Origin of the sequence: Streptomyces sp. TM32 (genome assembly GCF_004122755.1) — a bacterium.
GTDB classification, from domain to species: Bacteria; Actinomycetota; Actinomycetes; order Streptomycetales; family Streptomycetaceae; genus Streptomyces; species Streptomyces sioyaensis.
The window spans coordinates 1-6,869 of record NZ_SDIG01000249.1; the positions used below are offsets into that span (position 1 = coordinate 1).

Consider the following 6,869-nt stretch of genomic DNA (forward strand, 5'->3'; position numbering starts at 1 on the left):
CCCGTACCCCCGGCCGAGACCCCCGCCGCCGCCGGCCGGCGACGAGCGGCCCGCGGCATGCGCCGCACGGCGAGCCTGGTGCTGCTGGCCGTCGCCGTCTTCTTCACCGCACTGTCCCCGCTGATGCGGTGGTACGCCTTCCCCCGGCTTGCCAAGATCCCTCCCGGCCAGTACCAGGACATGGTCCTGGAGGCGAAGCCCGCCACGCTCCTCAACTACGGGACGATGAAGGCCGAGCAGGTTCCCGAGGTCACCATCGTGCAGACCCTCAAGGGCAACGTCGCCGCATCCGACCGGATCGAGCAGTCCGCCGGCCGCGATGTCGTCGTCTGGGACGCGCTGTCCTACGTCGCCGGCCCCGACGGAAAGATGGTCTCCGAGATCCCCGAGCGCTACATCTTCGACGCGCACTCCCAAGAACCCGTGCACGCCACCGGAGAGTCGGTCGACGGCGACCCGGTCCGCCGCGAGGGCATCGAATACAAGTGGCCGTTCCTCACCGAGAAGCGCGATTACGCCTACTTCGATGCCCAGACCCGCACCTCCGCCCCCATCCACTACAGGGGGACCCGCACCTTCCGCGGCCTGGAGGTCTACTACTTCGAGCAGACCATCCCCTGGACCAAGGTCGCACTCCCCAAGAAGATGCCGGTCAAGGGCGTCACCCCGCAGGCCGTCGCGAAGATGGGCACCACCCGCTGGTACACCACCAAGCGGATGTTCTGGGTGGAGCCGGTCACCGGAGCGCCGGTCAACGGCCAGGAGATCCACAAGGAGGAGCTGCGCGGCGGCGATCTGCTGCCCGGCGGCCGCACGGTCACCGCGTTCGCCGGCCATGTGACGATGCGCGCCGACTACGTCGACGCCACCGTCTCGCTGGTGAAAGCGCAGCGCACCCTCGTGCTGCTGCTCACCCGCTACCTCCCCTGGGGATTCCTGACCCTCGGCGCCGCCCTGCTCGCCCTGAGCCTGCACCTCGAAGCCCGCAGCCGCCGACCCCGCACCGCCCCCGCCCGCCGGCCCGCGCCCGCCGCCGCGCCCGGCGGCGGGGCCGGCAGGGGCGGTCCGTCACGTCCCCGGTGACATCGGAACACCCGCGCTCCCTCCTCCGGCTCAGCCCCGCTTGAGCCGTGCCGTCGTGTGCCGCGTCGGCGCGGCCGTCGAAGGGTCCTCCGGCCAGGGGTGCTTGGGGTAGCGGCCGCGCAACTCCGCGCGTACGGACCGGTATCCGTCCTTCCAGAAGGAGGCGAGATCGGCGGTGACCGCGGCCGGGCGGCCGGCGGGGGACAGCAGGTGAATGAGCAGGGGCACGCCCGACACGCGCGGCGACTCCTGCCAGCCGAACAACTCCTGCAGTTTCACGGCCAGTACGGGCTGCTCACCGCCGTAATCCACCCGCACCCGCGAACCGCTCGGCACCTCGACGCGCTCCGGCGCCAGCTCGTCGAAGCGCGCCGCCTCCCCGGTCGCCCACGGCAGCAGCCGGGCCAGCGCCTGCCCCGCGTCGATCCGCTCCAGATCGGCCCGCCGCCGTGCCGCGGCGAGCTCCACCCCCAGCCACTCGTCGACGCGTGCCAGCAGCGCCTCGTCCGACACCTCCGGCCACGGCGCACCCCACGCCCGGTGCAGGAACGCCATCCGCTGCCGCAAGGACACCGCGGCGGCCGGCCACCGCAGCAGTCCGGGCCCCTCCCGCCGCAGGCCCGACACCACCGCGTCCCGCAGCAGCCCCGCGTCGGGCGAGGCCAGCGGCCGGGACGCCAGCTCGATCGCCCCCAGCCGGGTCACCCGCCGGGCCACCACATCGCCGCCCGACCACCGCACCTCCTCGCCCGAGGAGTACAGTGCCCGCGCCGCCGCACCCGCCGTCTCCTCATCGATCACCGCCGCCAGCCGGATCCGCGCCGACACCGCCGCCACCGGCCGGTCCGCCACCGCGACGGCCAGCCACTCCGCATCGCGCAGCCCCGACCCGTCCCCGGCCCGCGTCCCCGGACCCGCCCCCGCCAACTCGGCCCCCGTCCCGGACGCCAGGAGGAAACTCCCGCCCCCGCGGGTCCGGGCCACCCGCTCCGGGAACGCCAGCGCCGCAATGAGCCCGGCAACGGCATCGTCGCCACGGCCCCCGGCAGCCCCCACCGCGGCCCCGTCCCCGCCGGCTGCCCCGGCCCGCGGCTCACCGGCCGCCGACGCCAGCCGCCGGGCCTCCTGCCGCCACCGCGCCGCATACGCGTCGCCGCCCCGGCGCACGGTGCGCCACGCGGCCGCCAGATCGTCCCCGTACGCCCGCGGCGGCTCCTCGCTGAGCAGCGCGACCACCTCCGCGGCACGCCGCAGGCCCACCTCGGGCGCCCCGTCCAGCAGGGCACGCGCCAGCCGCGGATGCAGCCCGAGCCGCGCCATCCGGACGCCCCGGTCGGTCGCCCGGCCCTCCGCGTCCACCGCGCCGACCGCCGTCAGCACCTCCCGGGCCGCGGCCAGCGCACCGGCCGGCGGCGCGTCGAGCAGCGCGAGACCACGGGCCGCCGGATCGCCCCAGCACGCCGCCTGCAACGCGAACGCCGTCAGATCGGCCACCTTGATCTCCGGATCGGGAAACGCCGGCAGCCGCCCGTCCTCGCCCTCCGCCCAGCAGCGGTAGACCACACCCGGCGCCTCCCGCCCCGCCCGGCCGGCACGCTGCCGGGCCGCCGCCCGGGAGGCCCGTACGGTCGCCAGCGCACTGAGCCCGCGCGCATGATCCGTCCGCGGCACCCGCGCCAGCCCGCTGTCCACCACCACCCGCACACCCGGCACCGTCAGGCTGGACTCCGCCACCGACGTCGCCAGCACCACCCGGCGCACGCCGGCCCCGCCCGCCAGCACGGCATCCTGCACCTCGGCCGCCGCCCGCCCGTGCACCTGCAGCACCTCGGCGTCCACCCCGGCCAGCTGCCCGGCGACCCGCCCGATCTCGCCGACACCGGGCAGGAAACACAGGACGTCGCCCGTCTGCTCGTGCAGCGCCCGCCGCACCACCGCCGCCACATGCCCCAGCAGCGCCGGATCGACCCGCATGCCGTGCGCCGGTTGCACCGGCCGCTGCGGCGGCGCCCACACCACGTCCACGGGGTGCGACACGCCCGCCGCCTCGACCACCGGCGCCGCCCCCACGGAGCCGCCCAGCAACCGCGCCCACCCCTCGGCATCCGTAGTGGCCGACGCCGCCACCAGCCCCAGCTCGGGCCGCAGCGTTTCCCGCACGTCCAGGAGGAAGGCCGCGGAGGTGTCGGCGTCGAGATGCCGCTCATGACACTCGTCGAGGACCACCACATCGACCCCGGCCAGCTCCGGATCGCGCTGCAGCCGCTGCAGCAGCACCCCGGTGGTCACCACCTCGACGACCGTACGGGCCCCGGCCCGGCGCTCCCCGCGCACCGTGAACCCCACCCGCTCACCGGCCTTCTCGCCCAGCAGCCAGGCCATCCGGCGCGCGGCCGCCCGGGCCGCGATCCGGCGCGGCTCGGCGACCAGCACCCGCCGCACCGGCCCCGCGCCCGTCAGACCCGCAAGCTCCAGCGGCACCAGCGTCGTCTTGCCGGTGCCCGGCGGCGCGCACAGCACCGCGGCTCCGGGCCCGTCGAGAGCGGCGCGCAGCGCGGGCAACGCGGTACGGACGGGCAACTGGGCGAGGACGTCACGACGGATCACGCCCCCAGTCTGCCGCCCCCGCCACCTCCACCGGCCGGCACACTCTCCGCCCCCGGACGGCCCAGGACGGCCCCGGCCCGGGTCGCCCCCCGCAGAGTCCCGCCCGTCCGTTGTGGACCTGCGTCCGTCAGCCTCGTACCGGAGCTTCGGCAGCCGCCGTGCACACGAAGATCGCCGTCCCCGGGATCAGATGCCCCCGCAGCGGGGACCAGCCGCCCCACTCCTGGGTGTTCCATTCCGGCCATTCCGGTTCCACCAGATCCTCCAGCCGGAACCCCGCGGCCACCACGTCCCGCACCCGGTCGCCCAGCGTCCGGTGGTGCTCCACGTACACCGCCCGCCCGGCCTCGTCCTGTTCGACGTACGGCGTGCGATCGAAGTACGACGCCCCCACCGAGAGCCCCTCGGGCCCCGGCTCGTCCGGGAAGGCCCAGCGGATCGGGTGGGACACGGAGAAGACGAACCGGCCGCCCGGCCGCAGCACCCGGCGCACCTCACGCAGCACCCGCACCGGATCCGCGACGAACGGCAGCGCCCCGTACGCGGAACAGGCGAGGTCGAAACTGCCGTCGCGGAACGGCAGCGCCCCGGCGTCCGCCTCCACCAGCTCCGTGGTGTCGTCCGCCGCCCCGTCGGCGATCCGCAGCGCATGCTGCAACTGCCGGTGGGAGAGGTCCAGCGCCACCGGGAGCGCGCCCTGCGCCGCCAGCCAGCGGGAGCACTGCGCCGCGCCGGCCCCGATCTCCAGGATCCGCCGCCCCTTCAGCTCGGCCGCCGGCCCGAGCAGCGCGGCCTCCGCCTCGTCCAGCCCCTCGGGACCCCAGATGAAGCGGTCGTCCCCGAGGAACGCCCCGTGCTCGCTCTGGTACTCGTCCGCGTTGCTGTCCCACCAGCCCCGGCTGGCCCGGCTGCTTTCGGTGTCCGAGGCGTCACGGCGGGTCGCCTCCGGCTCGTGCTCTTGGTTCATGGCGCCCGTCGTCGTAGTGTTCGCTCTGCTTGTCGCTGCAGGGGCTGTGAGGCCGTTCGACCTCGCGGAACATCGCGTGTGCCGGTTATGGGGCGTTCTGCCCCGGGTGTGCGCGTTCGCGCATTGACCGGGTCCGGCTGCCCCCGTATGCTACAAGTTGCGCTGCGGGCCTGCGCGCCTCAGACGGAGCAGGCCGCGCTCGCATCTGTATGTATGTCCCCTCGGTTTTGAGGCGATTCGGGTCGCTCCGAATGCTCTGGCATTTGCGGTTCTCCCGAAGGTGCGCCCTTGACACTGTCCGGCTTCTGCAGAGGCGATACGGGCTCTCGGCGTAGCAGTACCTACGACTTCAATGTCCGTACCGGAGCCCTTTCCCACATGACGAGCAGCACCGAGACCACCGCCACCACTCCGCAGGTTGCGGTCAACGACATCGGTAACGAGGAAGCCTTCCTCGCCGCGATCGACGAGACGATCAAGTACTTCAACGACGGCGACATCGTCGACGGCGTCATCGTGAAGGTCGACCGGGACGAGGTCCTGCTCGACATCGGTTACAAGACCGAAGGCGTCATCCCGAGCCGTGAGCTCTCGATCAAGCACGACGTCGACCCCAACGAGGTCGTCGCCGTCGGTGACGAGATCGAGGCCCTGGTCCTCCAGAAGGAGGACAAGGAAGGCCGCCTGATCCTCTCGAAGAAGCGCGCCCAGTACGAGCGCGCCTGGGGCACCATCGAGAAGATCAAGGAAGAGGACGGCATCGTCACCGGTACCGTCATCGAGGTCGTCAAGGGTGGTCTCATCCTCGACATCGGCCTCCGTGGCTTCCTCCCGGCCTCCCTGGTCGAGATGCGCCGCGTCCGCGACCTTCAGCCCTACGTGGGCAAGGAGCTCGAGGCCAAGATCATCGAGCTGGACAAGAACCGCAACAACGTGGTCCTGTCCCGCCGTGCCTGGCTGGAGCAGACCCAGAGCGAGGTCCGCCAGACCTTCCTCACCACCCTCCAGAAGGGTCAGGTGCGCTCCGGCGTCGTCTCCTCCATCGTCAACTTCGGTGCCTTCGTGGACCTGGGCGGCGTCGACGGTCTCGTCCACGTCTCCGAGCTGTCCTGGAAGCACATCGACCACCCCTCCGAGGTTGTCGAGGTCGGCCAGGAGGTCACGGTCGAGGTCCTGGACGTCGACATGGACCGCGAGCGTGTGTCCCTGTCGCTCAAGGCGACGCAGGAAGACCCGTGGCAGCAGTTCGCCCGGACCCACCAGATCGGTCAGGTCGTCCCGGGTAAGGTCACCAAGCTCGTTCCCTTCGGTGCGTTCGTGCGCGTCGACGAGGGCATCGAGGGCCTGGTCCACATCTCCGAGCTGGCCGAGCGCCACGTCGAGATCCCGGAGCAGGTCGTCCAGGTCAACGACGAGATCTTCGTCAAGGTCATCGACATCGACCTCGAGCGCCGTCGCATCAGCCTCTCGCTGAAGCAGGCCAACGAGTCCTTCGGTGCCGACCCCGCGGCGGTCGAGTTCGACCCGACCCTGTACGGCATGGCCGCGTCCTACGACGACCAGGGCAACTACATCTACCCCGAGGGCTTCGACCCCGAGACCAACGACTGGCTCGAGGGCTACGAGGCTCAGCGCGAGGCGTGGGAGAACCAGTACGCCGAGGCGCAGCAGCGCTTCGAGCAGCACCAGGCTCAGGTCATCAAGTCCCGCGAGGCCGACGAGCAGGCTGCGGCCGAGGGCGCTGCGGCGCCGGCGGCGCAGGGTGGCGGCCAGGCCGGCGGCGGCAACGCCGGTGGCGGCGGCTCGTACTCCTCGGAGTCGGCGGACAACTCCGGCGCCCTGGCGTCGGACGAGGCGCTCGCCGCGCTCCGCGAGAAGCTGGCCGGCGGCCAGAGCTGAGTTCTCGCCGATAGGCACCAGCCGATAGCTGAAGGCCCGTTCCCCTCAGGGGGAGCGGGCCTTTGGTGTACGTGCACGCTGGTTGTCGGTGCTGGGTGCCGGGGTGCTGAGGTGCCGCGTGGGGTGGCGGGTGAGATGGGTCTGGCGTGCGTCACGATGCGGGAGTGTGGGGAGGGGCGGGTGAACTCGCCCTCCGTGAAGGCTGGTTCACCCCCGAAAAGTGGAACGCGAAATGTGAGATGAGGGGCTACGGGGTAGGCGTGAGGTGAGGGGCCGGCGTGCGCCGGGTGGTGCTGGCGACGTCGGTGGCGGA

General features: G+C 72.8%; 4 protein-coding genes. 2 read left to right on the plus strand and 2 right to left on the minus strand.

Going from position 1 to position 6,869, the window contains the following annotated elements:
- Positions 1-57: 57 nt before the first annotated feature.
- Entirely contained in the window at positions 58-1,083 is a 1,026-nt protein-coding gene (locus tag EST92_RS30280; RefSeq protein WP_129283878.1) for a DUF3068 domain-containing protein, read from the plus strand.
- Positions 1,084-1,113: 30 nt separating this feature from the next.
- On the opposite strand, the gene hrpB is transcribed toward EST92_RS30280, so the two are convergent.
- Together hrpB and EST92_RS30290 are read right to left on the minus strand one after the other, a co-directional pair.
- Positions 1,114-3,690 carry an ATP-dependent helicase HrpB gene (hrpB, locus tag EST92_RS30285; RefSeq protein ID WP_129283879.1) on the minus strand — a complete coding sequence of 859 codons (2,577 nt, stop codon included), beginning with the start codon at positions 3,688-3,690 and terminating at the stop codon, positions 1,114-1,116.
- 127 nt (positions 3,691-3,817) lie between these two features.
- Positions 3,818-4,657, minus strand: a complete 840-nt coding sequence (locus EST92_RS30290; protein WP_129283880.1) for a class I SAM-dependent methyltransferase — start codon at positions 4,655-4,657, stop codon at positions 3,818-3,820.
- Positions 4,658-5,035: 378 nt separating this feature from the next.
- Between EST92_RS30290 and rpsA the strand changes: the two genes are divergently transcribed.
- Positions 5,036-6,556, plus strand: coding sequence for a 30S ribosomal protein S1 (gene rpsA, locus EST92_RS30300; protein WP_129251402.1), 1,521 nt, complete (start codon positions 5,036-5,038; stop codon positions 6,554-6,556).
- Positions 6,557-6,869 lie beyond the last annotated feature (313 nt).

Coding starts and splice junctions, on each gene's coding strand:
- EST92_RS30280 (WP_129283878.1), top strand. CDS start 58: ATGCGCCGCACGGCGAGCCTGGTGCTGCTGGCCGTCGCCGTCTTCTTC.
- EST92_RS30290 (WP_129283880.1), bottom strand. CDS start 4,657: ATGAACCAAGAGCACGAGCCGGAGGCGACCCGCCGTGACGCCTCGGAC.
- rpsA (WP_129251402.1), top strand. CDS start 5,036: ATGACGAGCAGCACCGAGACCACCGCCACCACTCCGCAGGTTGCGGTC.